Raw genomic sequence first — 24,082 nt, 5'->3', positions numbered from 1 at the left:
GGGTGCCGTCAGCGTCGCCGGGCGGATGCGGCCCGCGCGATCAGGTGCTCGGCGACGGGGTCGCCGTCGGCGAGCTCGCGGGCGCGAGCGAGGACGCCCTCGTCATACTCCGTGATCCGGTCGAGGTGCTGACTCAGGTGCTCCTGCCACGACCCCACGGTGAACGCCTCGACCATCACCGCAGTATCCTCCCGATCGACGTACAGGGACCAGTCGCGTGCTCCGGTGCGACGGCGGGTGCGGGCGACGTCGGCCATGCGACGCTCGAACTCCGGCCGCCGCTCCTCGGGAACGGTGTAGCGCACGAGGACGAGCACGGGGGTGTGCGCGTCGGTCCCGGCCTCGCCGGCCCCTTCACCCGGCGCGGCAGCGGCCTCGACGGGCGGGACGTCGGTCAGCGGCAGCGGAACGATCGACCGCCCCTTGCCCTCGGGCGATACAGAAGGACGCAGGAGCCCGACCGCTGCGAGCACGACGAGCAGCACGCCGGAGCCGACGAGCACCGGCCCGACCCCGAAGGGCCCCGCCAGAGCACCGGTCACCGCCGCACCGACGGCCGTCATGCCGAAGAGCACGAGCTGGTAGATCGAGAGGCCGCGGGTGCGCACCCACACCGGGAGGAACGACTGGACGGCGCCGTTGATCGTCGCGATGACGCCGATCCAGGCGATGCCGGCGACCACCAGCACGAGCAGCACCAGCCACAGCGACGGCAGCACGATGAGGCCGACCATGCTCGCGCCGAAGACTCCGGCGGAGACCGAGACGACGGCGCTCGCGCTGAAGCGCCGACGCAGCGGCGGCAGCACGAACGCGCCCGCCACCGACCCGACCCCCACCGCGGCGAGCAGCAGGCCGTAGCCTCCCGCGCCCATCCGGTAGGTGCCGCTCGCCACCACGGGCAGCAGCGCCCAGAGCGCGTTCGCGGGGAGGAGGAACAGCGCCAGCCGCAGGTAAAGACCGCGGATCACGCCGGCATGGCGGATGTAGCGGAGGCCGGCCCGTGTGGCGTCGAGGAAGCGCTCCGGCCTCCCGCGCGGAGGCACGTAGCCGCGCCACAGCACCAGCGCCGCGAGGAAGACGGCGAACGAGAGCGCGTTCGCGAGGAAGACGGAGGCGACCCCCAGCTGCGCGACCAGGAGACCCGCTGCCGCAGGGCCGATCGCCCGCGCGACGTTGACGCCGATCGACGACAGCACGGCGGCGTCCGCGATGAGCGGTCGCGGGACGATGTCGGGCACGATCGCCTGGTACGCGGGCAGCTGCACGGCCGAGCACGCGCCGAGCAGAAAGGTCAGGACGAGCAGCAGGGCCGGCGTCGTCGCGCCCGCGATGGTCAGACCGGAGAGCACGAGGACGACGGCGAGCTGGACGGATTGCACGACGATCAGGACGGTGCGGCGGTTGAGGAACTCCCCCAGCACCCCGGCGGGGAGGGCGAGCAGCAGGACGGGAGCGGAGGCGGCGGTCTGCACGAGCGCGACGACCGCCGCCGAGCTGCCGTGCTCGACGAGCAGCCACTGCGCGCCGACGGTCTGCATCCAGCTCCCGATGTTGCTGACGATGCCCGCCAACCAGAGCACGCGGAAGATGCGCACCCGCAGCGGGGCGAGAGCCGGGCTCATAGCGCCTCCATGGGTCGTGGTCGAAGGGAACGTCGCCAAGCGTACGCACGGCCCCGCGGGAACCGCCCGCGGGGCCGTGCGGCAGAGTGCCTACTTCTTGATGAAGTCCAGGATGTCCTGGTCGAGCTGCTGCTGGTACGCGCCCCAGATGCCGTGCGAGGCGCCCGGGTAGACCTTGAGGGTGCCGTCCTTCACCAGTTTGATCGACTTCTCGGCGGCGGCCACGATCGGGACGATCTGGTCATCGTCGCCGTGCGCGATGAAGATCGGCACGTCGATGGCCTTCAGGTCCTCGGTCTGGTCGGTCTCGCTGAACGCCTTGACGCAGTCGTAGGCGGCGGCGAGGTTGACCAGCATCCCCTGACGCCAGAAGTCGTCGATCAGGCCCTTCGAGCCTTCGACGCCCTCGCGGTTGAAGCCGAAGAAGGAGACGGCGAGGTCCTGGTAGAACTGCGAGCGGTCCTTCAGGACGCCCTCCCGGATCCCGTCGAAGACCTCGATCGGCGCGCCCTCGGGGTTGCTCTCGGTCTTGAGCATCAGCGGCGGCACGGCGCCGGCGGTGATCACCTTGGCGACACGGCCGTTCGCGAACTGGGCGGCGTAGCGCACCACCTCGCCGCCGCCGGTGGAGTGGCCGATCAGGATGACGTCGTGCAGGTCGAGTGCCTCGACCAGCTCGCTGAGGTCCTTCGCGTAGGTGGTCATGTCGTTGCCGGTGTAGGTCTTGGACGAGCGGCCGTGGCCGCGGCGGTCGTGCGCGATGGTGCGGTAGCCGGCGTCGGCGAAGAGCTTGAGCTCCACCTGCCAGGCGTCGGAGCTGAGCGGCCAGCCGTGGCTGAGCACGATGGGCTGCCCGGTGCCCTGGTCGGTGTAGTAGATCTCGGTTCCATCAGTCGTGGTGATGTACGGCATCGTCTGCTTCTCTCTGTTCGCGGTTCTCGCTGACAGAGCAGAAGCTACTCGGGTGCACCGGGGGCGCGGGAGGGTCTGGTGTCGACACCTCTTGCTACGAATGTCGAGCGACGGCTACTTCGCGCACAGCACCTGCTCGACGCGACGCCAGGTGCGGTGGTCGATCCGGCGACCGGCCTGATCGACGGCCGAACGCAGCGTCGTGAACTGCGCCCCCGAGTCGCTCCGCACGGTCTCGGTGACGCACGTCACCAGTCCGAATCCCGCGATCATCAGGGTGCGGGTGATGGCGCCCTCCGTCATGGTCCGCTCCTCCCACGAGTGCAGCATCGAGAATGTGTCCCCGAGTGTGGCGACGGTCAGAGCCGGCGCTTCTGGTTTTGCGCGATCTGCGACACGCTCTGCGACTTCTGCGCGGAAGCTGCGGCCTGCGGATCGCGATGGCCAGTGCGTCCGCGCTCTCGTCGGATCCTCCAGCGGATGGTTCACTGGGATCGAGCCGGAGAGCGGAGGCGGTCGGATGGCGTCACGGCAGTCGAGATGGGACGCCATGGAGCCCGTCGAAGCGCTGCGCCTCCGCGCCCGCGGCATCGCCGACGTGCAGGCGAACGAACGGCTCACCGAGTACCTGAGCTCGGCGAACCTGCGGATCACGCGGCTGGAGGAGTCCGAAAGCCTCCGGCTGCGCATGACCCGCTTCCCCGAGCTGACCTTCGCCCACGCGAACCTGCCGCGTGCCGTCGTCGAGTGGCCACGGGACGAGCTCTCGCTGACCCGCGCCGCGATCATCCTGTGCGTCAGCGGGCACGTCGTCGGCGCCCCTGCCGAGGCGATGCTGCAACGACGGCCCGGACTCTTCCTGGTCCCGCCCGGCGTGGAGCCGGTGGCGTTCGAGACCCGCAGCCCGCTCAACGAGATCCTCTACATCAGCGCACCCGCCGCCCTGCTGAGCGACCTCGACCTCACCGCCCGCCGCGCGCGGTCGCGGCCCGAACTCCCCGCCGGCGTGCTGGCGCCGCTCGCCGCCTTCGCCATCTCGCTGAGTTCCGGATCACTGGGCAACCCACTCGTCGTCGGGCCACTGCGCGCGGCGGCGATGGAGGTGGCGCACTCCCTCGCGCGGCTCATCGCGGAGGGCGACCCGAGCGAGCTGACGTTGTTCTCGCGGGCGGTCCGGCTCATCGTCGACAACCACGCGGACGCCCGCCTGACCGTGCCGCGCCTGGCGACCCTCGCCGGGGTCTCGCAGCGCACCCTCCAGGCCGCCTTCGCCTCGGAAGGGACGACCGTCGCTCGCGAGCTGCGCGCCACCCGCACCCGCACCGCGGCGGAACTCCGCCGCCGCAGCCCCGACCTCCCCGCCGCCGACGTCGCCCGCGCCGCCGGGTTCGGGTCCGTCTCGACGCTGTACCGCGCCCTGGAGGTGGAGCGGGACGTCTGAGCCCCGGCCGTCAGAGCCGCCCGGTTCCCTCCCACAGTCGCGCCAGCTTCAGCGTGAGGTGCAGGGCGCTGCGCAGGAGGCCGTCGTCCAACGCCCTGCGCACCGAGGCGGGCATGTTGTCGAGGCGGTAGTAGAGCGTGGTGCGGTGGATGTGGAGCCGGTCGCAGGCGAGCTGGGCATGGCCTCCCGCGTCGAGGTAGGTCTCGATCGTGTGGCGCTGCACCTCGTCGCCGTGCTCCAGGAGCTCGGCGGCAGCGGGCGAGAACACGGCGAGCGAGGAGCGGTCGCCCTCGACGGCGTCGAGCAGCATCCAGCCGCCCACATCGGCGACGTCGGCACGGCCGCCGAGCTCGGGGAGGCCCGCGGCGAGCCGGGCGGCGGCCACGGCCCGCGCAACGGCCACGGTCAGATCGTCGTCGTCGTGCGCGTGGGCGGCCGAGCCGATGGCGCGCACCGGGAGCAGCCGGCGCACCGACTCGGAGCGCAACGCGGCATCGATCGCCTCCCCGTCGGCAGCGCGGCCGATGAAGAGGAGGCAGTGCTCCGACTCGCCGAGATAACGGATGACCGGCGCGTGGCTCGCGGTCACGCGGCGGCCGAACGCGGCGCGCTCGAGCGGGGCGGCCTCCCCGTCGTGGAGCACGGCCCGCACGACCGTCTGAGGGCCGCGTGCGATCAGCCGACGGCCGACCGCTTCGGCGAACGCCTGCCGACGCACGACCGGGTCGGCATCGAGGAGCCGCATCAGCGATCCATCGCTGCGCTCGCGCGAGTGGGTGCCCGGCTCGGGCAGCAGCGCGCGCCGTGCCAGCTCGACGGCGGCGTTCACGCTCGCCAGATCGGTGCCGGTGAGCGCGGGGAGGCCGCCGACGATGAGCCAGAGCACCCCGAGCAGCCGCTCCCCGTCCCGGATCGGGACCGCGAGGCGCTGCCTGCCGCCGAACGCATCGAGGTCGATCGTGATCGGCTGCTGCAGGGTGTCCAGCCTCAGGGTCTCGAGATAGCGGCGCGCCTCCACCGGCGTCTCGCGCCGCAGCAGGCTCTCCATGCGCAAGCTGTCGATCTCGTCCCCCTGCGCGCTGGCGGCGAGCGGACGGTAGTCGGTGTCGTTGACGACGACGGAGCGGCGGAGGCTCCGGGCCAGCTCGTCCACGATGTCCTGGAGGTTCATGCGCGGGTGTCGACGGCGCTCGGGGTCATGGGTTCCATCATTGTGTAATGACGGTTCCATAATCAAGTCACCGCCCGTGCGGAGCACCCCGCCGGCCGGTGCTATGGTGCCGAGATGGCCCGCCGACGCGAATTCGATGAACACGCGCTCCTCGAGACGGCCACCGACGTGTTCTGGAGCCGCGGCTACGCGGCCACATCGCTGAGCGACATCGCCCAGGCCAGCGGCGTCGGAACCAGCAGCATCTACGCCGCCTACGGCAGCAAGTGGGGGCTCTTCCTGGCCGCGTTCGAGCGCTACTGCGCGGGACGCGTCGCGCTCGTGCGCGCCGCGGTCGCCGCGGGCGACGGCAGCCGCCGCGACATCGCCGAACGCATGCTTGCGGCGATCATCGACGACTGCGCCGGCCAACCCGATCGGCGAGGCTGCCTCATGCTCAACAGCATCGGCGAGCTCGCCTCCGAGCATCCCGAGGTCGCGCGCATCGGTGGTGAGACCACCGGCGCGATGGAGCGCGCCGTGCGCGAGCGCCTCCCCGAGGACGCCGGCACCGACACGCTCGCCGCGCACCTCGTCGCGCTGTCGCAGGGACTCATCCAGATGAGCAGGCTCGGAGTCAGCGAGCGGCGCCTCCACGCCACCGCCCGCGCCGCCGTCGCCGCGCTGCCCGCCTGAGGCGCGCCGCCGCTTTCGACAGATGTCGAGGTGGGATGCGACGAGCGGGACTGCCCCGCACCCCTCCCCGCGGCCTACGCTCCTGACCGTACGCAGAACGCCAGAGCCCGGACCGCATCCGGGAGACAGGGGTCGCCATGTCGGAGTCCAGGCACGTCGCGCAGCTGATCGGCGGCGAAGACGTCTTCGAGAACGAGTTCGGCAGCATCACCCAGGTCACCTCGACCTCGCTGCCCATCCTCACCGGGATGTCCGTCAAGCGGATCACGCTCGCCCCCGGCGCCTTGCGTGAACCCCAGTGGAACGTCAACGCCAACCAGATCGCCTACGTCGTCGCCGGCACCGTGCTCGTCTCCACCCTCGGCGACGGTGACACGTTCTCGTCGTTCGTCGTGCAGACGGGCCAGATGTACCACGTCGAGTCCGGCGCGGTCTACCACATCGAGAACGTGGGAGACGGGGAGGCGGAGATCATCGCCGCCCTGCGCACCGACCGCCCGCAGCACTTCTCCCTGCAGGACAGTGTCAGCGCCATGACGAACGCCGTCCTCGGCAACACCTACGGCCTCCCCTCCGACGCGTTCGCCGCCTTCGACCGCCAGCACTCCTCCCAGATCGTGCACCGCGACGGACCCGCCCGCATCCCCGAAACCGCCGGCCTCCCCAATGCCCGCCTTTTCGATATGGAAGGCCAGCACGCCCCACTCTCGTACGCGTGGGGCCAGGCGCGTCTCGCCCGCAAGCAGTTCTGGGCCGCCCTCGACGACCTCTCCATGTACGAGCTGCAGATCGGCGGCACCGGCATGCGCGAACCCCACTGGCACCCCGTGACCGGCGAGCTCGGCTACGTCCAGAGCGGCCACGCCCGCATGACCGTCCTCGACCCCGACGGCTCCCTCGACACCTACGAGCTCCACCCCGGCGAGGCCTACTTCGTCCCCCGCGCCTACCCCCACCACATCGAAGCACTCACCGACGAAGGCATCCGCTTCCTCATCTTCTTCGACCAGCCCACCCCCGGCGACGTCGGCTACCGCGCGACCGCGTCCGCCTTCTCGCGCGAGGTGCTGTCCGCGGCGTTCAAGGTGCCGGAGCGGGATCTCCCGACGTTCCCGTTCACGCCGGTGGACCCGCTGATCGTGGAGCGGGTGAACGGGCGGGACGGGGTGTGAGGGGGCTCGGAGTCGGCGCCGGTCCGGACCGGGGGAAGCGATCGCCGATCTCGTAGGAGTCGAAGGTGGCGTGGTCGACGATCACCTCCCGGTCACCTCGACCAGTTCGGATGCGAAGGAGAAAGGTCTCGGGCGTGACGACAAACCCGCCGAGGCCCGTACCGCGGAAGGCCAGAACGGTCTCTCCATGCTCCGCACTACGACGTTTGCCGACGATACGGCCATACACCGACTCCGTGTCGAGAAGTCGACGTCGCGAGCGTTCCATCCGCCAGATCGCAAAGCCGCCGATGAGGCCCGCAGTTACAAGAGTCGTGACGAGGACGAGGACGCCCACCATCACATCACCTGCTCGGCGGCCCAGCGGGGCCAAAAGTCCAGTCGAGACCAGCCCCGATGCAGCATCCGAAGATCGACGCCACCCCGACCGCGTTTTCAGGACGCCAACCGAGAAACCACTCGCCCGCGAAGAAAATGATCGCGTTGACGATCCCCACCGCAACGAGGATCCGGCCAACAACGGTGCGTCGGCGTGCTCGAACGCGCCCGACGAAGCGCTGAACCCGACCCGCAACTCGGTTCACTGGGCTTCGCTTGGAATCCTCCCACTCAGCATCCTCACCCCCTGTCGGATCCTCATGGATGCTCCTCACGACTTGGTTTCGCGCCCCTGCGAATAGTCTTCCGCCCCGGAGGAGCCAGCGAGCCTTCAGCGCGACGAGTTAAGTGGCGGCAGGATCGCGTTGAAGTAGGAACTCATGTGTTTCCCCGGGGTAGTACTCCCATCATCGACGACCCGGTCTAGGCGATGATGGCCGCAATTACCACACCCAGTCCGATAGCAGCCCAGCCAAGACCAAGCGCGAGCATCATCCCGGGGGTCGATCGGCGGGACCCCGCTTGGCCTGCGCCGAACCTCGCCTCAATGTTTCGTCGGTTGCGGTCGGCCAGCGGTACTCGATAGACCACCGCCGCAGCCCCTCCTACGATTCCGCAGAATCCCATGACCAACATGATCACGTTGCTAATTGTCATTGATGCTCCTAGAAGTACCACATTATGTAGCCGGAGCAACCTGCTCCGCCTCCGGCGGTAATCCCTGAGTCAGCCGAGTCGCGACCCAACCAATCACGCGAGTAAGAGGCGTACACACCTCCGCCGTCGGCAGCCCAACATGTGAACTGGAAACCGAGGCCGTTCACGTCTCCATTCGATAGCCCCGCCGCGACCGATCCGCCAGCGCCGACCGCTGGCCCAATTCCGCCGCCGCCGTTGCCAAGTTGCACGCAAATCACGAGGCCACAGAACTGTCCACCTAGGCTTCCATGTTCGGCAACATAATTCGCGATGTTCTCCCAGAACTGGTTCTGTTCCTTCAGGTATTGGGAGTTCGCGCATTGACCGTTCGTGTAGGAGTTCTCGTACCACTCAGTGCCAGCCGGACACCCATGGCTGTTGCCCGCGCCGGTAGGCAAGTTGACCGACGGCACCTTGAAGTTGACGTCGTCGCGGTGGAGTGCGGAGAGCCGGTTCTGCGTGGCTGGTCCGTTGATGAGGTTCTTCGGGTTGTAGGACGTTCCGTTTCCGGAGGGGAGCGCATCGCGTCCGCCTCGGTCGTTGGCGGTCGGTGGGTCCTTCACGGCTTGCGTGGCCTGGACCGGCGGTGCACCGCAGCCCTGGAGGAGTCCGTCGTTGCCCGCGGGCTTCGACGCGCACCGGTGCCCGTCCGGGTCCCAGAACGTGGTCGGGTTGCTCCACGCGTACTGATACCGCGCCAGAGACTTCGGCTGCGTCAGCAGCCCCCGCCACGTGTCCGGACTCGTCCACGTCCCCGTGCCCACGTCATACGACCGCGCGAACGTGTGCATCAGACCCTGGGTCGCATCCTGCACGTGACCGGTGTAACCCTCCGGAGCATCCCACCCGTCGGTCTCGAACGACTGGCCACCCCAATCGTCATACGACGCCAACTGGGTCACCGATCCACCGGTCACGCCCGCGATCGTCGACCCCAGGCCGTCCAACAGGTCCCAGGTCGCCTCACCGGACGCGGTGACATGCTCCGCCAACGCACCCGCAGCATCCCGCACCACCGTCGTCGTGCCCTGCGTCGAACTCGTCGACTGCACGAGCGAAGTCCCGGCGAACACTTTCGCGGTCGTCTCCGTGCCGTACTTCGTCTGATCCGTCGACGACGCCTGGCGGCCCAGACCGTCATACGCGTACGCCGTGGAGCGGCCCTCACGGGTTACCTGCGTCGCCTGCCCGGACGGGTTGTACGAGAACGACGTCCCGACACCCGCCACCGACTGCGACGACGAACCTCGTAGGTTCCTCGTCATTGCCTAGAACAAGCCTCCGAAGTTGATCCGATGCTTGAGTTCGCGGATGCGGGCCCAGGGAACTCTTTGAAGCCCGGTGTGCCCCAGCCACGGCCTGAATACGCTCTTCTGAAGCAAGACAATCACGTTGTAATCGAGCCAACCGAGGAAGTTGCCCAGTGTGACTCCAGACCATCCCACAAACAAGAGCCAAACGATCACACCACCCGGCACAAGAATCCAAAGGAGGATCCCACGAAGAAGTACAAGTAGTGCGCCAGCAACCGCTTCATCAGGGCCGACCGGCGGCTTCCACGAAGGATCGGTCATATCATTCCTCCAATGACGTTCAGGGCACCGTCAAACTGGGGGAGAACGTAGCGGCTGAACTCGATTGCCCACATTAGTGGAGCCATCTCGACCGTAGGGGTGCTCTGCGACTCCGCGACTTGCGTTAAGCCCCTAGCTATCTTGAATCCCCCCATAACCATGCGCACGACCCCTAGTAATTGAACGGGGATTCCAACAGCCAGGCCAAGTATTGTCGCGTCTGCGACCGAGCCCGCCGCGAAGAGATCGAATCCCTGAGCCAGTTGAAATGTTCCCCAAAGCGCATTTACTACTCCGGCAACCAGTTTCGGATTGGGAAGAGTCTGCGGCGTCAGAAGCCACAACCCCGCGGCGATACCCCAATCGTGTGTGTCGGGCAGGTCACTCTTGCCGTTCGGGCCCCCTGGAACAGGTTTGCTGGGCTTGCTTGGAGGCGCGCCAGCAGAGTCCGGCGGCATCTGGACGTTCTCCCACGCCTGCACCGGCGGTGCACCACAGCCGAGCGGGAGAGCATCCGACCTACCTGTCCGCGGAGCACACAAATGCCCGTCCGGGTCCCAGTTCGTGGTCGGGTTGTTCCACGCGTACTGATACCGCGCCAACGACTTCGGCTGGACCAGCAGCCCCCGCCACGTGTCCGGACTCGTCCACGTCCCCGTGCCCACGTCATACGACCGCGCGAACGTGTGCAGCAAACCCTGGGTCGCATCCTGCACGTGACCGGTGTAACCCACGGGCGCGTCCCACCCGTCCGTCTCGAACGCCTGACCACCCCAATCGTCATACGACACCAACTGGGTGACCGACCCACCGGACACGCCCGCGATCGTCGACCCCAGACCATCCAACAGATCCCACGTCGCCTCACCAGACGACGTGACATGCTCCGCCAACGCACCCGCAGCATCCCGCACCACCGTTGACGTGCCCTGCGTCGAACTCACCGACTGCACGAGAGACGTCCCATCGAACACGTTCGCGGTCGTGACCGAACCGTACTTCGTCTGATCCGTCGACGACGCCTGGCGGCCCAGACCGTCATACGCGTACGCCGTGGAGCGGCCCTCACGGGTCACCTGCGTCGCCTGCCCGGACGGGTTGTACGACAACGACGTCCCGACACCCGCCACCGACTGCGACACCCGGTTCCCGGCACGATCATACGAATACGACGCCACACCACCAGACACCCCACGACCAGCACCCGACGTATTCGACCGGGTCAACTGGTTCGCGTCGTTGAACACGGCGGACTGGGAGAAGTTCCCGTCCGCAGCACCCGTGCGCGTCCACCCGATCCGGTTGCCCGCCGGGTCATACGCATACGTGTTCTTCTCACCCGACGACACGGACGAGGAGGCCAGACGGTCCACACCGTCATACCCATAACTCGTGGAGGTCACCTTCGCCTTCGCCGGCGGAGTCACCGCCGACGGCACACCAGGAACCGGCGACGAAGCCTGCCCCGCACCGTCAGTCACGGCTGCCACCGGCGCGGCCGGCGTGATCGTCCGGGTCGCCTTCGTCACGTTGCCGTCCGCGTCGTACCCGTACTGGTAACGCAGAGCACCACCATCGGCCACCGGGTTCTCCGGCATCGGGAGGGTGCGGCCGTTCAGGTAGGTGTTCGCGTGCTTGCACATGCCGTTCTCACCCGCGGCGGGCGCAGAACGCGCACCGAGGTAGCCGGCGACCGTCACGCACTTGTCCGACTGCGCGTCGCCCGCGACGAACGCGACGGGCGTCGCGGATGGCGACGGGGATGCCGGTGTGGCCGCCTCCGGCGTCGTGTGCAGCACATCCACGACACGGTTCACGGCATCGTACGAGTAGCTCGTGGCGACACCGTTCGAACGGACGAGGTCGGTGAGGTTGCCCGCGGGATCCCACGAGTACGTCAGAGCACCCCACGGGGACGACTGCGAGGTGACCTCGCCGGCGGCATCGTAGGTGTAGTCGAGCTTCTGGCCGGTGGGAAGGGTCATCGACGTGACCTGCCCGGCCTTGTCGTACGCGGTCTTCAGACGGCCGCCCTGCTGGTCGAGCTGGGCGGTGGTCCGGCCGTCCTTGTCGTAGGTCCAGCCGGAGGTGCCGGTCGGGTCGGTCATCGCGATGAGCTGCTGGTTCGCCGAGTACTCGTAGGTGGCGACGGCACCGGCCTGGTTCTGACGGGAGAGGTCGCCGCGACCGTCGTACGCGTAGGTGGTGCGCGCTCCGTTGCCGTTGACCAGGGAAGCCAGGCGACCCGCGGCAGTGTACGACCAGGAGGTGGTGGTGCCGACCGGGTCGACCTCCCTGGTGGTGCGGCCGGCGGCGTCGACGTTGTAGGTCGTCCGGTGGCCGTTCGGGTCGGTGACGCTGGTGAGCGCGCCGTCCGCGTCGTACCCGTACTTCGACACGACGTTGACGTCCGAGGACGCCGCGGCACCCTCCCGGTAGCCCTCGGTCACGCGGACGAGCTGCCCGGCGGGGTCGTAGGCGTAGCGGGTGACGTGGCCGTTCGCGTCGGTCGCGGAGGTCTGGTTGCCCGCCGCATCCCATCCATAGGAGGTCACGGCGCCGGTGGCGTCGGTCGTCGACGTCTGGTTGCCGTCGGCGTCGTAGGCGAATGAGGTGGTGTGCCCGTTGGGGTCGGTGACGGAGGTGGTGCGACCGTTCGCGTCATAGGCGTACGACGTGGTGCGCCCGACGGGATCGGTCGTCGAGGCGAGACGGTCGAGGGCGTCGTAGGTGTTCGTGGTCGTGCGGCCCAGCGGATCCGTCACCGTGGCGAGACCGCCGTCGGCGTCGTACCCGTAGGTGGTCACCGCGCCCAGCGGGGTCTTCGCGGTCAGGAGCTGCCCGGCCGCATCGTAGGTGAACGCCCACGGGTTGCCCTGCCGGTCCACGACACCGGTCAGGTTGCCGTCGACGTCGTACGACAGGTCGGTGCGCTTGCCGAGACCGTCGATGACGCGGACGACACGGTCCATCGCGTCGTACTCGTACTTCGACACGACGCCGTCCGGGTCGGTCTGCCTGATCAGGCGACCGACCGAGTCGTACACGGAGGTCGTGGTGCCGCCGGTCGGGTCCTTCTGCGTCAGCAGGTGGCCGGCATCGTCATACGTGAACGTCGTCTTCGCACCCGACGGCGACGTGGAGCTCAGCAGGTTGCCGACGCCGTCGTAGGAGTAGCTCCATTCGCCGCCGTTGGGGTCCACGGTCGTGATGACCCGGTCGCGGTCGTCGGTGGTGCTGGTGGTCGTCGCGCCGAGCGGATCCGTCTGCGACGACAGGGCGTCCTCGGCGGTGTAGCCGTACCTCGTCACGCCGCCGCCCGGGCTGGTGGAGTCGGTCAGGTGGAACATGGCATCCCACGAGTACCTCGTCACCGCGCCGGTCGGATCGGTCAGGGAGGCGAGGTGGTCGTTCGGCTCCCAGCCGTAGCCGAAAGCCGCGCCGGTCGCGTCGGTAGCGGTGACCAGCCGGTCGCCGGAATCCCACGCGTACGAGGTGGTGTGGCCTCCGAGATCGGACTGCGCGGTCATCCGGCCCGCGGCGTCGTACGCGTACGTCGTGGTGCGGCCGATCGCGTCGGTGCTGGCGGTGAGGTTGCCCGCCGCGTCGTAGGCGAAGGTCGTGGCCGCACCGGACGGCTGCGTCGTCTTGACGACGTTGCCCGCCGCGTCGTACTCGTTCGTGATCGTGGTGCCGTCCGGCTGATGGGTCGCGACGAGGCGCCCGGCCCCGTCGTAGTCGTACGACCAGGTGCGCAGCGAGCCCCGTGGCGCGTTACCCGTGGAGGCCGCCACGAGCGGGCCGCCGGTGTCCGTCTTGGTCGCAACGAGGCCGGTCGGCGTGTAGGTGTACTTGGTGACGATGCCGTCCGGGGCGGTCTCGGTCGTGAGGTTTCCCGCCGCGTCGTACCCGTAGGTCGTCTTCTTCCCGTTCTCGTCGGTCGACGAGAGGATGTTGTTGTCGGCGTCGTAGGAGAACGCTGCGGTCGTGCCGTCCGGATGCGTCACCTTCGTGATCCGGAACCGGTCGTCGAACGCGTAGACGCTCGTGCGGCCGAGGTTGTCGGTGTACGTGGTCTGCCCGGCGACCGAGTAGTCCAGCGTGCGGAGGTTGCCCTCGACATCCCACTGCTTCACGACGCGGCCCTGGTCGTCGTACTGGTTCTTCAGGTACGTGGCGCCCGTCGCATCCGTTCCCGTCAGCAGCTGGTGCTTGTCATCGTAGGTGAACAGCTTGGTGCGGCCGTCGGGCAGGGTGATCGTGGTGAGGTTGCCCGCGCCGTCGTAGGAGAGCGACCAGCGGTCGCCGCCCGGGCGAGTGAAGCCGGTGACGCGGCCCAGGGCGTCGGAGTCGACCGCGATGGTCTGACCGGCGCTGTCCGTGATCGACGCCAGCGGGTAGAACAGGGTCGTCTCGGGATCGGCGGGGGCGCCGTAGGTCAGCGTGGTCGTGCACCCCTCGGTGTCGGTGTGCTGGATCAGGTTGCCGATGCCGTCGATGTTCGACGCGTCGAACACCCACGACTCCCCGGACACGTCGGTCAGCTTCAACCGGCCGCCGCCCGCCTCCGTCAGCGTCTGGTGCACGCCGGCATCCGAGGTGTGGTAGCCGCCGCTGCCGTCACCGGTGAAGACGAACGAGGCGCCGTCCCCGCGGACCACCATGACTGAGCCTTCGATGAAGCGCTGCGCCCGGGCGCCCATCCCGAACGACCAGCCCGCGCCGACGCGGGAGAGGCGACCGTCTTGGCTGTTGTAGTACAGCGTGAGGTCCGTGCTCGATCCGCCGGTTCCGGGGAGGGAGAAGAGCTCTTCCTTCTCGAAGAGGTTTCCGGTGGAGAAGGCGAACGGCTCTCCGCCGTAGGTGAGGTAGTTCTGGAGGCCGAGCATGCGCCAGCGGGCGAAGTCCGCTGCGGACGGCGGCGTGGGCCAGCCTCCGGTCACGGGATCGGTGCAGTCGAAGCCGTGCGTCTCCAGGTACTTGCCGAGACCGGTGAAGACGCCGTCGGCTAGCGGGAGCATACCGCCGTTGTCGATGTGGGCGCGGTCGTAGTTGTTGTCCAGGTAGAGCGCCTCGAGGTGGGTGAATGCGTTCGGGACGCCCGCGAACTCGTCTCCCGGGAAGTTGCCGTTGTTGCCCATGTTCTTGGCAGGGCGACCGGTGTAGGTCGGCAGGTTTCCAACCAGCGAATCAGAGACCGCGTTGTCGGATGCGCCGCCTCGCGAGTAGACCTGCGAGCCACCCTGTTCAGGGTGCTCGCCGCCCCAGGCGACGCCTTCCCAGGTGTTGAAGCCGATGCCGAGTGAGAGGGAAGGGTTCCACGCCGCCATCTGACCGGCGCGGTACTCGCGCGGGACCATGACATTCGCGGGGGCTTCGTTCGTGATGTGCACCGTCGCGAAGCAGAGGTTCTGCAGACGATCCCGCACCAGTTGAGCGAGCTGGATGTTGTACGGCAGCTCCGTCACCGGAGGCGCGGGCGTCGTGACATGCCCCTCGTCATTGTCCGGGTCGAGCACGATGACGGGACGATCCGGGACGGGAAACGGGATCCCGATCACCACGAACTGCGAGAGGTGCGACGAGACGCCCTTCACCACCCCCGCCTCCGCGTCGTAGTACGACGGCAGGACCGTCCACGGCTCGCCCGGGTTCTCGCGGGTGTAGATCTGCAGCGTGGCCGGATCGAGGTTGTTGGATGTCACCAGATCGAGGTCCGGCTTCAGCTCCAAGGCGACACCGGGGACGACGTCGGAGACGACCGGGCCCTTCTCGCCGCCGCCGCGCGTGTTGACCGCCTTCGCCGGGAACTGGGTGACCTGCTTGCCGTCGGCGTCCTTCGCCGTGACCTCGACCGGGTCCGAGACAGGGGTGCCGCCGGACGGCTGCTCGGAGCGGGCCGCACGCAAGGCGTTGGCCGGGGCTCCCCCGACCTCCACGTCGAGCTTCGACTCCACCTTGTTGCCGGAGAAGGTCACCGACGCGCCCAGGCGGTCCGCGTCGATCGTGGACGTCTTGCCCGGCTCGATGCTGCCGGTGGCCTGCGGGGCGGGAGCCTCGGTCTCGGCCTTCACGCGCGCATCCTGCACGGCGGCGGCCGCGCGGACCTCCGCCAGCGTCGCCGCTGCGGTCCGCCTGGCGAGCTCGGCGGGCGACGCCTCCGCGGGCGTGACGGTGCCGACCAGGGTGAGTGCGACCGCCGCGACAGACGCGAGCACGGCCATGCCGACGCGCGCGCCGGCCAGGCGGGTGACGAGTCGTCCCCGCATCCTCGACGCGCGCATCAGACGGCCGCGCCGTGCTCGAGAGCCGCGGAGTAGAGGCCGCGACGGCGAGCGAGCACGGCGCCCGTGCCGATCAGGGCGGCGGCGAGCGCGAGGATGACGCCGATGGCGATCATCGAGCCCGTGGAGGCCAGCGGGTTGCGCGGGGTGACGCAGGAGGCGAGCACGATCGCGTCGGACACGCCGTCGGCGTCGTAGTCTTCGTGGCCGGTCGCGCAGCCGGCGGTGCCGCAGATGACGACGGACGCCCACTTCGGCACACCGTGCGCGTTCACGTCGGCGTTGTCGGTCCAGCAGGTCGTCGAGCCGCACACGATCTGGCGGGCGTAGTCCGGGATGCCGTCGCCGACGCTGTCCTTCGTCGGCGACGCGCACGTGGCGGAACCGCAGGCCATGACCTCGACCCAGTCGGGGATGCCATCCTCGTCACGGTCTTCACGACCGGTCGCGCAGGTGGCGGTGCCGCACACGACGCGCTCGACCACATCCGGCACCGTGTCGCCGTCCGCGTCGCAGGACGAGACGTCGCTCTGCGCCGGGCAGGGCGCGTACGCCGAGGTGGCGGACGCAGGCGAGCCGGTGCCGACCAGCATGACGATGGCCAGCAGGGCACTGGCCGTCGCCGCTGCGGCGAACGCTCGGGCGCGGAAGGTAGGACTCTGAGAACTCACGCCCGCAACCCTGGACGAGATCTCAAGCCCGTTGATTGCGAATTCTCAGGTTTCAGTACCGATCGGTATGGATTGCCGTAGACCCACCGGTCTTGCGTACGTGTCCGCTGGGCCGCTGGGTGGTGGCAGGTGTATCTCCGGAGTTCTCGCACGACGCGCCGCCCGATCCTCCGTCGGAACGGTGGATCGGGCGGCGTGGACGTGACTCTCCGGAATTGCGGCGCGATCTCCTCCGTCGCCACCACGCCAGCCGGCGCCGCGAGTAGCCTGGCGGCATGAGTGCGAGCGGTGTGGAGCGCCGTGCCGACGAGGCGCGGGCGGAGGTGCGGCGGCGGTTCGACGACCGGGCGCCGACCTACGACGAGAGCGCGATGCATCGCGGGCTGGCGGAGGCCGTCGCGGACTTCATCGTGGCGGAGGGCGGCGCGGCCGGGGTCGGAGACATCCTCGACGTGGCGACAGGCACGGGGCTCGTGCTGCGGGCGCTGCGTGATCGGGGCGCCCGCGGGCGCATGGTCGGGGTCGATCTCGCGCCGCGGATGCTGGAGGTCGCCCGCCGTCATCTGCCCGATTCCGAGCTGATCGAGACGGATGCGGCCTCCCTCCCGCTGCCCGACGCGATGGTCGACCTGGTCACGTGTGTGACGGGCCTGCAGCTCTTCACGGACGCGCCGGCGGCGATCCGGGAGTGGGCGCGCGTGTTGCGACCGGGAGGGCGCGTGGTGACGGCGACGTTCGTCGCGTTCGACTCGACACGGCACCGGGCCGCGCCGCCGGCCGCGATGCTGCACCACGAGCCGTTCCGCAGCGTGGACGCGCTGAACGAGACGTTCGCACCGGCCGGTCTACGGGTGCGTCGCACAGCTCGCTGGACCGACGGCGCCGACGACCTCCTCATCGCGGAGCTGGTGGCGGCCCCCGGCGCGGTGGACGCGTGAGCGGCATCCACCCGACGGCATGGGTCGCCTCCTCCGCCGTCCTCACGGGCGACGTCACACTCGGGCCGGGCGCGCGGGTGCTCTCAGGTGCGGTCGTCGACGGCAGCCGGGGCGCCGTCGTCATCGGCGAGGACTCCCTGATCATGGAGCACGCGGTGCTGCGGGGACGGAGTGCGCATCCCCTGATCGTGGGCGACGCCGTGCTGGTCGGCCCGCACACCAATGTCACGGGCGCGACGATCGAGGACGAGGTGTTCATCGCCACCGGCGCGTGCGTCTTCGCCGGAGCGGTGGTCGGCGCGCGATCGGAGCTGCGCATCCACGCCGTGCTGCAGGTCGGCTCGGTGCTGTCGCCCGACACGGTCGTTCCCATCGGGTGGATCGCCGCCGGCGACCCCGCTCAGCTCTTCTCGCCCGATCGCCACGACGAGCTCTGGGCGGTGCAGAGCACGCTGGACTTCCCCGGCCTCATGTACGGCGTCCCGCGCGGCACGTCGATGCGCGAGATCATGCGGCGCCAGAGCGAAGCGTACGGATCGCCCGACGCCGGATGACCAGCGGCACGACGATCCACAGCACGACGACGACGGCGAAGACGACAGCGGCGGCGACGAACCCGGCCCCGGCGCCGAGCAGGAAGTCGACGATGAACATCACGATGCCGGTGAAGAGCAGCGATGCAGCGGCCAGGCAGACGATCAGCAGCCTGCTGCCGTAAGAGACGAGCTGCTCCTTCATCCGGCGGTGGAAGAGGATGCGGTGCAGCGCGACCGGCGCGAGCGCCAGCAGCGTGATGAGGACCGCAAGCAGCACGAGGACGATGTAGACGCCGACGTCGAACGACGGGAGCTCGCCGAAACGCTGCTGGAATGGCAGCGTCAGCAGGAAGGCGGCGACGATCTGAGTGCCGGTCTGAAAGACGCGGAACTCCTGGAGCAGTTCGTTCCAGTTGCGGTCGGCGCGCTGGCTCGCCGTCTCGGGGCGACCGTCGCCGGGCACCGCGTCGCGCTCGTCGGCAGCGGGGGCGGCGTCGCGCGGTTCATCCATGACACGAGCATGGGAGGGTTGCGCCGCCCGGTCAAGGGGACGGCGCCCGCGGCCTCAGGCCGTCGGCTCCGGCTCGCGCTCCGGCTCGGGAGCCCTGTGCACGGGAGGGTCGGGCCGGAAGCCTGCGGTGGCCTCGTCGTAGGTGGTGTGCTTGCGCGCGGGATGCGACTCCGCCGGCGGAGGAACGTCGGCCTTGCTCAGGGCGTGCAGCACCAGCTGCTCCACGAGCGCGGCGGCCGTGGTGTCGCGATGCCGCGCGATGCGGACGAGGGCCGCGTACTCCCGCTCTCCGAGCCGGAAGGTCAGCGGGATCCCGGAGGGCGCACGGCCGGGCCCGTGCGCGGAGGCCGGCTGGACCGCCTCCCCAGCCTGAGAATCCTTCATGTCTCAAGGATCGCACGGAACGGATGATTTGTACCCTTTTTCGATCCAGAACTGTATCCGTTCCGTGAGAGCGCGCTCATCCGCAGCGGTCGCCGCCGAACCCCGGCGTCGAGGTTCACGACGTGGCGCTCATTCCGCCGGAATGGCCGCAACGACGTGAACCTCGGCGACCGTCAGCGGTCGCGGAGGAACTCGTCGAGCGAGAGAGGTGCGCGGCCGGTGACCCGCTCGACCGCGTCGCTCACCCCGGCGAGCTCGCCCGCGGCGATGGCCGTGTACGTCGACACCCACGCGTCGTACTGCCAATCGGGGGCCTCCCACCGCTTGCGCGACTCGTACGCCTCCGGGATGGTCTCGTCGTGGAACGAGACGGCCCGGCCGAGCCGGCGCGACAAGGTCTCGGCGACCTCCGCCATCGTCAGCTCTTCCGGTCCAGTGAGGTCGTAGGTGACGTCGCGATGCCGCTCGGGATGCTGCAGGGCGATGGCCGCGACCCGGGCGACGTCCGCCCGCGCCACCATCGCCGCCCGTCCGGTGCCCGCCGGGCCGCGGATGACCCCGTCCTCCCCGACCATGTACTCGACGAAGTCGAGGTACAGGTTGTCGCGCAGGAACGTGTGGGCCATGCCGGTGGCGCGGATGCGCTCCTCCGTCGCGTAGTGGTCGCGGGCGAGGGTGAATGTCGCGTCGGGCGCGGCCCCGAAGAACGAGGTGTAGACGATGTGCCGCACGCCTGCGTCGGCCGCGGCGTCGACGAACGTGAAGTGCTCTCGCAGGCGCTCGGCGTTCTCCGCCGCGGACACCATGAAGAGCGTGTCCACGCCCGCGAGCGCGGTGCGCGCCTGTTCCGCGTCGCCGTATGCGCACGAGACGGTCACCGTCCCGGACAGAGGCGGCGCCTTCGCGGGGGTGCGGGCGAGCATCCGGAACGGCACCCCGGCGTCGGCGAGAGCGGCCGCGGTCAGCCGCCCGACCGTCCCCGTCACGCCGGTCACCGCGAGGGTCGGCATCTCCTGCTGAGTCATGCTTCCATCCAACCTCCCCGCGAGGCCCCGCGCCAGGTCGGGCCGCCGAGGCGGCGGATAATCCGCCGCCTCGGCGCATTTCGCGCGAATTCGAGCCGTCTCGACGGCACCGCGACGGGGGGAGTCAGGGGTCAGATGCCGCGGGCGAGGCGGTAGTAGGCGGCGTTCCAGTCGAGCTCGCGCTCGAAACCGCGCAGGGTCGTCGCGTCGTCGATCACGAGCAGCTCGGTGCGGGCGATGCGCGCGAAGTCGGCGAAGGCCTCCACACCGACCGCGGTGCTCATGACGGTGTGATGCGCAGCGCCGGCCTCGAGCCACGCGGTGGCGGAGGTCGTGAAGTCGGGGGCCGGCTTCCACACGGCGCGGCCGACCGGGAGCTTGGGCAGCGGAGCCGTCGGCTCGACGATCTCCACCACGTTCGCCACGAGGCGGAAGCGGTCGCGCATGTCCGAGAGGGCCACCACGACGGCGGGACCGGGCGTCGCGGTGAAGACCAGGCGCACCGGGTCGTCCTTGCCACCGATCCCGAGCGGGTGCACCTCGAGCGTGGGCTTCGCGGTCGTGAGCGTCGGGGAGACCTCGAGCATGTGGGCGCCCAGGATGCGCTCGTCGCCCGGCGTCAGGTCGTAGGTGTAGTCCTCCATGAGGGAGGCGCCGCCCGGGAGCCCCGCGCCCATCACATTCGCGGCGCGCACGAGGATCGCGGTCTTCCAGTCTCCTTCCGCGCCGAAGCCGTAGCCCTCGGCCATCAGCCGCTGGACGGCGAGGCCGGGGAGCTGCGTGAGCGCTCCGAGGTCCTCGAAGCTGGTGGTGAAGGCGCCGAACCCGCCGCCCTCGAGGAAGGAGCGCAGACCCAGCTCGATCGCGGCACCGTCGCGCAGCGATTCGTGGCGGTCGCCGCCGCGGCGCAGCTCGGGCGCCACATCGTAGAGCTCCTCGTACTCGGCGACGAGCGCATCCACGTCGTCGGCCGACGCGGCGGACACGGCGTCCGCCAGCTCGTTGACGCCCCAGGTGTTGACCTGCACGCCGAATGCGAGCTCGGCCTCCGTCTTGTCGCCCTCGGTCACCGCGACGAAGCGCATGTTGTCGCCGAAGCGCGCGAGCTTGAGGGAGCGCGTCGCCGCCCACCCTGCTGCTGCACGGGTCCACGTGCCGATGCGCGCGGTGACCGTCGGGTCGCTCACATGGCCCACGACCGTGGTGCGCGGGATGCTCAGCCGGGTCTGGATGTACCCGAACTCGCGGTCGCCGTGCGCGGCCTGGTTGAGGTTCATGAAGTCGAAGTCGATCTCGCCCCACGGCAGCTCGACGTTGGCTTGCGTGTGGAAGTGGAGGAGCGGCTTCTGCAGCGCGTCGAGGCCGGCGATCCACATCTTCGCGGGGCTGAAGGTGTGCATCCACGCGACGAGACCGATGACGGTGTTGTCGGCGTTGGCCTCCAGCATCACGCGGCGGATGGCGTCGGAGTCGGTGAGCACCGGTTTCCAGACCACACGCACCGGCACGTCGGCGGATGCGCCCAGCTGGTCGGCGATCCCGCGCGACTGCTCGGCGACCTGCGCGAGGGTCTCAGGTCCGTAGAGGTGCTGGCTGCCGGTGAGGAACCAGATCTCGTAGCCGTCGAGCGTGGCGGAGTTCGGGGAGGGAGTGAGCTTCGGCATCAGGAGGCACCTTCCGGGTTCTGTCCGTAGACGTTCTGGTAGCGGTCGAAGAGGCGGTCGATCGCCTCCGGCGGGATGGGAACGAGCGGGCCGCCCTGCCGCGCGAGATGCACGGTCCGCGCGACGTCCTCCGCCATGACGGCGGCCTTGACGGCGTCACGGGCGTCCGTGCCGATGGTGAACACGCCGTGGTTCTGCATCAGGACGGCGCGGCTGCGGTGCCCGGCCAGCGTCGCGACGATCCCGCGACCGATGGAGTCGTCGCCGATGATCGCGAACGGGCCGACCGGGATCTCCCCGCCGAACTCGTCCGCCATGGCGGTGATGACGCACGGGATGGGCTCGGCTCGGGCAGCCCAGGCGGTCGCGTAGGTGGAGTGGGTGTGGACGACGCCGCCGACCTCGGGCATCTCGCGGTAGACGTATGCGTGCGCGGCCGTGTCGGAGGAAGGGGACCGGTCACATCCGAGCGAGCCGGCGACGACCTCCCCGTCGAGCGTGCACAGGATCATGTTCTCGGGCGCGAGATCGTCGTAGTCGACGCCGCTCGGCTTGATGACGAAGAGATCCTCACCCGTGACACGGCCGGAGACGTTTCCGCCCGTCCAGACGACGAGTCCATAGCGCACGAGCTCGGCGTGCAGCGCGGCGACCTGCTCGCGCACGCGGCGGACGGCGGGGGTCTCGGGATGCGGGGCGGCGGCGGTGTCGGCGGGGGTCACGTGGTGGGTCCTTCCGTGGGGGCGGGAGCGGATGCGGCCGGCGGCGCGGACACGGGCGAAGCGGCGACGGGCACGGCCTCCACCGCCGCCCGCTCGACCGCCAAGCCGGCGCTGTACCGCTCGATGTAGCTCGCGAACCCGGCGACATCGTCGGGATGCGGCGTGGTCGTCTCGAAGGCGAAGCCGCCGAAGACGTGCCGGTGCAGGTAGTCGTCGAGGGCGACTCCTCGCGCGGCTTCCTCCCGATAGGCGGCCAGCACCGCGATGCCCCATGCGCCACCCTCCGACGCGGTGTCGGCGACGGAGACGGGAGCGTCGAGGGCGCCGGCGAGGAAGCGCTGGGCGACCCCGGCCGTGCGGAACATACCGCCGTGGGCGAACATCCGGTCGAGGGCGACGCCTTCGCCGGCGAGCACGCGCATGCCGAGCGCGAGGGTGCCGAAGACCCCGTAGAGCTGCGCGCGCATGAAGTTGCCGAGGGTGAGGCGGCTGTCCGGTGTGCGCAGGACGAGGGGCCTGCCCTCGGCGAGCCCGGCGATCGGCTCGCCCGCGAGGTGGTTGTACGCGAGCACGCCGCCCGCGTCGGGCTCGCCGGTGAGCGCCTCGCGGAAGAGGGCGTCGTAAGCGGTGTCCGGGTCGACCGGAGCACCTGCCGCCGCGGAGAACCGGCCGAACATCCCGACCCAGGCGGCGAGCTCGCTCGCTCCGTTGTTGCAGTGGACCATCGCGACCGGGTCGCCGGCGGGGGTGGTCACGACGTCGAGCTCGTGATGGGCGCGCGCGAGCGGCCGCTCGAGCACGACCATCGCGAAGATGCTGGTGCCGGCGCTGACGTTGCCGGTGCGGGGAGCGACCGAGCTGGTCGCCACCATCCCGGTGCCTGCGTCGCCCTCCGGCGGGCACAGCGGGACGCCGGGCTGGAGGGCGCCCGACGGGTCCAGGAGGGCCGCGCCCTCCGGGGTGAGCGCGCCCGCGTCCCGACCGGCGACGAGCACCTCGGGCAGGATGCGGCGCAATGCCAGGCGGCCGGCCAGCGCGGGCGCCGCGGCGGCGAGCCGGGCGTCGTAGCGTGCGACGAGGCCGGCGTCGTAGTCGCGGGTGGCGGGGTCGATGGGGAACATGCCGGAGGCGTCGCCCACGCCGAGCGCCCGACGTCCGGTGAGGCGTTCGTGGACGTGACCGGCAAGGGTGGTGAGGTGGTCGAGGTCGGCGAGGTGGGGTTCCGCGTCGAGGACGGCCTGGTGGAGGTGTGCGATGGACCAGCGCAGCGGGATGTTGACCCCGAGCAGCTCGCTGAGCTCGGCCGCCGCCGGGCCGGTGCTCGTGTTGCGCCAGGTGCGGAACGGCACGAGCAGCTCGCCGGCGGCGTCGAACGCGAGGTAACCGTGCATCATCGCCGAGATGCCGAGCGCGCCGTAGGTCGTCGGCCGAATGCCGTGCGCCTGCTCCGCGTCGGCGACGAGGGCGGCGTAGGCGGCCCGGACTCCGGACCAGATCGCGTCGAGCGAGTACGTCCAGACCCCGTCGACGAGCTCGTTCTCCCACTCGTGCGAGCCGACGGCCAGCACCGTGGACGGGTCGTCCGCGTCGATCAGGCAGGCCTTGATCCGCGTCGAGCCGAACTCGATGCCCAGCGCCGTGCGTCCGTCCCGGATGGCGTCGCGCCCATTCGCGCGCTCGGATGCCGTCATCTGTTCCTC

General features: G+C 69.8%; 19 protein-coding genes. 5 read left to right on the top strand and 14 right to left on the bottom strand.

Going from position 1 to position 24,082, the window contains the following annotated elements:
- Positions 1-8: 8 nt before the first annotated feature.
- From LLS1_RS01780 to LLS1_RS01770, 3 genes are all read right to left on the bottom strand, one after another.
- On the bottom strand, positions 9-1,625 hold the full coding sequence (locus LLS1_RS01780; RefSeq protein ID WP_226653329.1) for an MFS transporter: 1,617 nt from the start codon (positions 1,623-1,625) through the stop codon (positions 9-11).
- A gap of 90 nt (positions 1,626-1,715) precedes the next feature.
- Positions 1,716-2,537, bottom strand: a complete 822-nt coding sequence (locus LLS1_RS01775; RefSeq protein WP_223358469.1) for an alpha/beta fold hydrolase — start codon at positions 2,535-2,537, stop codon at positions 1,716-1,718.
- A 114-nt stretch (positions 2,538-2,651) separates the two neighbouring features.
- Positions 2,652-2,840, bottom strand: a complete 189-nt coding sequence (locus tag LLS1_RS01770) for a hypothetical protein (protein WP_223358470.1) — start codon at positions 2,838-2,840, stop codon at positions 2,652-2,654.
- 247 nt (positions 2,841-3,087) lie between these two features.
- Between LLS1_RS01770 and LLS1_RS01765 the strand changes: the two genes are divergently transcribed.
- Complete coding sequence (locus LLS1_RS01765) at positions 3,088-3,978, top strand: helix-turn-helix domain-containing protein (RefSeq protein WP_226653328.1); 891 nt, start codon at positions 3,088-3,090, stop codon at positions 3,976-3,978.
- A 10-nt stretch (positions 3,979-3,988) separates the two neighbouring features.
- On the opposite strand, the gene LLS1_RS01760 is transcribed toward LLS1_RS01765, so the two are convergent.
- A complete protein-coding gene (locus LLS1_RS01760) occupies positions 3,989-5,149 on the bottom strand; it encodes a helix-turn-helix domain-containing protein (RefSeq protein WP_226653327.1) in 1,161 nt (386 codons plus the stop codon).
- A 114-nt stretch (positions 5,150-5,263) separates the two neighbouring features.
- Here LLS1_RS01760 and LLS1_RS01755 point away from each other — a divergent pair, with 114 nt between their 5' ends.
- Together LLS1_RS01755 and LLS1_RS01750 are read left to right on the top strand one after the other, a co-directional pair.
- Complete coding sequence (locus LLS1_RS01755) at positions 5,264-5,824, top strand: TetR/AcrR family transcriptional regulator (protein WP_226653326.1); 561 nt, start codon at positions 5,264-5,266, stop codon at positions 5,822-5,824.
- A gap of 137 nt (positions 5,825-5,961) precedes the next feature.
- Positions 5,962-6,996, top strand: a complete 1,035-nt coding sequence (locus LLS1_RS01750; protein WP_226653325.1) for a cupin domain-containing protein — start codon at positions 5,962-5,964, stop codon at positions 6,994-6,996.
- A gap of 1,043 nt (positions 6,997-8,039) precedes the next feature.
- Here LLS1_RS01750 and LLS1_RS01745 read toward each other — a convergent pair.
- Genes LLS1_RS01745 through LLS1_RS01730 form a run of 4 tightly spaced genes read right to left on the bottom strand, consistent with a single transcriptional unit; the run spans position 8,040 to position 16,602 of the window.
- Positions 8,040-9,338 carry an RHS repeat-associated core domain-containing protein gene (locus LLS1_RS01745; protein WP_226653324.1) on the bottom strand — a complete coding sequence of 433 codons (1,299 nt, stop codon included), beginning with the start codon at positions 9,336-9,338 and terminating at the stop codon, positions 8,040-8,042.
- Between the two features lie 3 nt (positions 9,339-9,341).
- On the bottom strand, positions 9,342-9,647 hold the full coding sequence (locus tag LLS1_RS01740) for a hypothetical protein (protein WP_226653323.1): 306 nt from the start codon (positions 9,645-9,647) through the stop codon (positions 9,342-9,344).
- Positions 9,644-15,916 carry an RHS repeat-associated core domain-containing protein gene (locus LLS1_RS01735; protein WP_226653322.1) on the bottom strand — a complete coding sequence of 2,091 codons (6,273 nt, stop codon included), beginning with the start codon at positions 15,914-15,916 and terminating at the stop codon, positions 9,644-9,646. The genes LLS1_RS01740 and LLS1_RS01735 overlap by 4 nt, the downstream gene beginning before the upstream one ends.
- Before the next feature lie 14 nt (positions 15,917-15,930).
- Positions 15,931-16,602: a hypothetical protein gene (locus tag LLS1_RS01730; protein WP_226653321.1), complete on the bottom strand. Its 672-nt coding sequence runs from the start codon at positions 16,600-16,602 to the stop codon at positions 15,931-15,933.
- Between the two features lie 275 nt (positions 16,603-16,877).
- Here LLS1_RS01730 and LLS1_RS01725 point away from each other — a divergent pair, with 275 nt between their 5' ends.
- The gene (locus tag LLS1_RS01725) at positions 16,878-17,540 is read left to right on the top strand and encodes a class I SAM-dependent methyltransferase (RefSeq protein WP_226653320.1); all 663 of its coding nucleotides are present in this window, start codon (positions 16,878-16,880) and stop codon (positions 17,538-17,540) included.
- Complete coding sequence (locus tag LLS1_RS01720) at positions 17,537-18,094, top strand: gamma carbonic anhydrase family protein (RefSeq protein WP_223358493.1); 558 nt, start codon at positions 17,537-17,539, stop codon at positions 18,092-18,094. The genes LLS1_RS01725 and LLS1_RS01720 overlap by 4 nt, the downstream gene beginning before the upstream one ends.
- Here LLS1_RS01720 and LLS1_RS01715 read toward each other — a convergent pair.
- The 6 genes from LLS1_RS01715 to LLS1_RS01690 form a co-directional block, all read right to left on the bottom strand.
- A complete protein-coding gene (locus tag LLS1_RS01715; protein ID WP_226653319.1) occupies positions 18,048-18,587 on the bottom strand; it encodes a DUF6328 family protein in 540 nt (179 codons plus the stop codon). The genes LLS1_RS01720 and LLS1_RS01715 overlap by 47 nt on opposite strands.
- A gap of 54 nt (positions 18,588-18,641) precedes the next feature.
- Complete coding sequence (locus tag LLS1_RS01710) at positions 18,642-18,971, bottom strand: hypothetical protein (RefSeq protein ID WP_226653318.1); 330 nt, start codon at positions 18,969-18,971, stop codon at positions 18,642-18,644.
- Between the two features lie 173 nt (positions 18,972-19,144).
- A complete protein-coding gene (locus LLS1_RS01705) occupies positions 19,145-19,996 on the bottom strand; it encodes an SDR family oxidoreductase (RefSeq protein ID WP_226653317.1) in 852 nt (283 codons plus the stop codon).
- 131 nt (positions 19,997-20,127) lie between these two features.
- Positions 20,128-21,660: an L-arabinose isomerase gene (araA, locus tag LLS1_RS01700; RefSeq protein ID WP_226653316.1), complete on the bottom strand. Its 1,533-nt coding sequence runs from the start codon at positions 21,658-21,660 to the stop codon at positions 20,128-20,130.
- Positions 21,660-22,382, bottom strand: coding sequence for an L-ribulose-5-phosphate 4-epimerase (locus tag LLS1_RS01695; RefSeq protein WP_226653315.1), 723 nt, complete (start codon positions 22,380-22,382; stop codon positions 21,660-21,662). The genes araA and LLS1_RS01695 overlap by 1 nt, the downstream gene beginning before the upstream one ends.
- Complete coding sequence (locus LLS1_RS01690; protein ID WP_226653314.1) at positions 22,379-24,073, bottom strand: xylulokinase; 1,695 nt, start codon at positions 24,071-24,073, stop codon at positions 22,379-22,381. The genes LLS1_RS01695 and LLS1_RS01690 overlap by 4 nt, the downstream gene beginning before the upstream one ends.
- Between the last annotated feature and the right edge of the window lie 9 nt (positions 24,074-24,082).

The organism is Leifsonia sp. LS1 (assembly GCF_020521355.1).
GTDB lineage: Bacteria > Actinomycetota > Actinomycetes > Actinomycetales > Microbacteriaceae > Leifsonia.
This window is presented reverse-complemented; position numbering and strand designations above follow the sequence as displayed.

Coding starts and splice junctions, on each gene's coding strand:
- LLS1_RS01775 (WP_223358469.1), bottom strand. CDS start 2,537: ATGCCGTACATCACCACGACTGATGGAACCGAGATCTACTACACCGAC.
- LLS1_RS01755 (WP_226653326.1), top strand. CDS start 5,264: ATGGCCCGCCGACGCGAATTCGATGAACACGCGCTCCTCGAGACGGCC.
- LLS1_RS01780 (WP_226653329.1), bottom strand. CDS start 1,625: ATGAGCCCGGCTCTCGCCCCGCTGCGGGTGCGCATCTTCCGCGTGCTC.
- araA (WP_226653316.1), bottom strand. CDS start 21,660: ATGCCGAAGCTCACTCCCTCCCCGAACTCCGCCACGCTCGACGGCTAC.
- LLS1_RS01760 (WP_226653327.1), bottom strand. CDS start 5,149: ATGAACCTCCAGGACATCGTGGACGAGCTGGCCCGGAGCCTCCGCCGC.
- LLS1_RS01770 (WP_223358470.1), bottom strand. CDS start 2,840: ATGACGGAGGGCGCCATCACCCGCACCCTGATGATCGCGGGATTCGGA.
- LLS1_RS01725 (WP_226653320.1), top strand. CDS start 16,878: ATGAGTGCGAGCGGTGTGGAGCGCCGTGCCGACGAGGCGCGGGCGGAG.
- LLS1_RS01745 (WP_226653324.1), bottom strand. CDS start 9,338: ATGACGAGGAACCTACGAGGTTCGTCGTCGCAGTCGGTGGCGGGTGTC.
- LLS1_RS01715 (WP_226653319.1), bottom strand. CDS start 18,587: ATGGATGAACCGCGCGACGCCGCCCCCGCTGCCGACGAGCGCGACGCG.
- LLS1_RS01690 (WP_226653314.1), bottom strand. CDS start 24,073: ATGACGGCATCCGAGCGCGCGAATGGGCGCGACGCCATCCGGGACGGA.
- LLS1_RS01740 (WP_226653323.1), bottom strand. CDS start 9,647: ATGACCGATCCTTCGTGGAAGCCGCCGGTCGGCCCTGATGAAGCGGTT.
- LLS1_RS01735 (WP_226653322.1), bottom strand. CDS start 15,916: ATGCGGGGACGACTCGTCACCCGCCTGGCCGGCGCGCGCGTCGGCATG.
- LLS1_RS01765 (WP_226653328.1), top strand. CDS start 3,088: ATGGAGCCCGTCGAAGCGCTGCGCCTCCGCGCCCGCGGCATCGCCGAC.
- LLS1_RS01750 (WP_226653325.1), top strand. CDS start 5,962: ATGTCGGAGTCCAGGCACGTCGCGCAGCTGATCGGCGGCGAAGACGTC.
- LLS1_RS01710 (WP_226653318.1), bottom strand. CDS start 18,971: ATGAAGGATTCTCAGGCTGGGGAGGCGGTCCAGCCGGCCTCCGCGCAC.
- LLS1_RS01705 (WP_226653317.1), bottom strand. CDS start 19,996: ATGACTCAGCAGGAGATGCCGACCCTCGCGGTGACCGGCGTGACGGGG.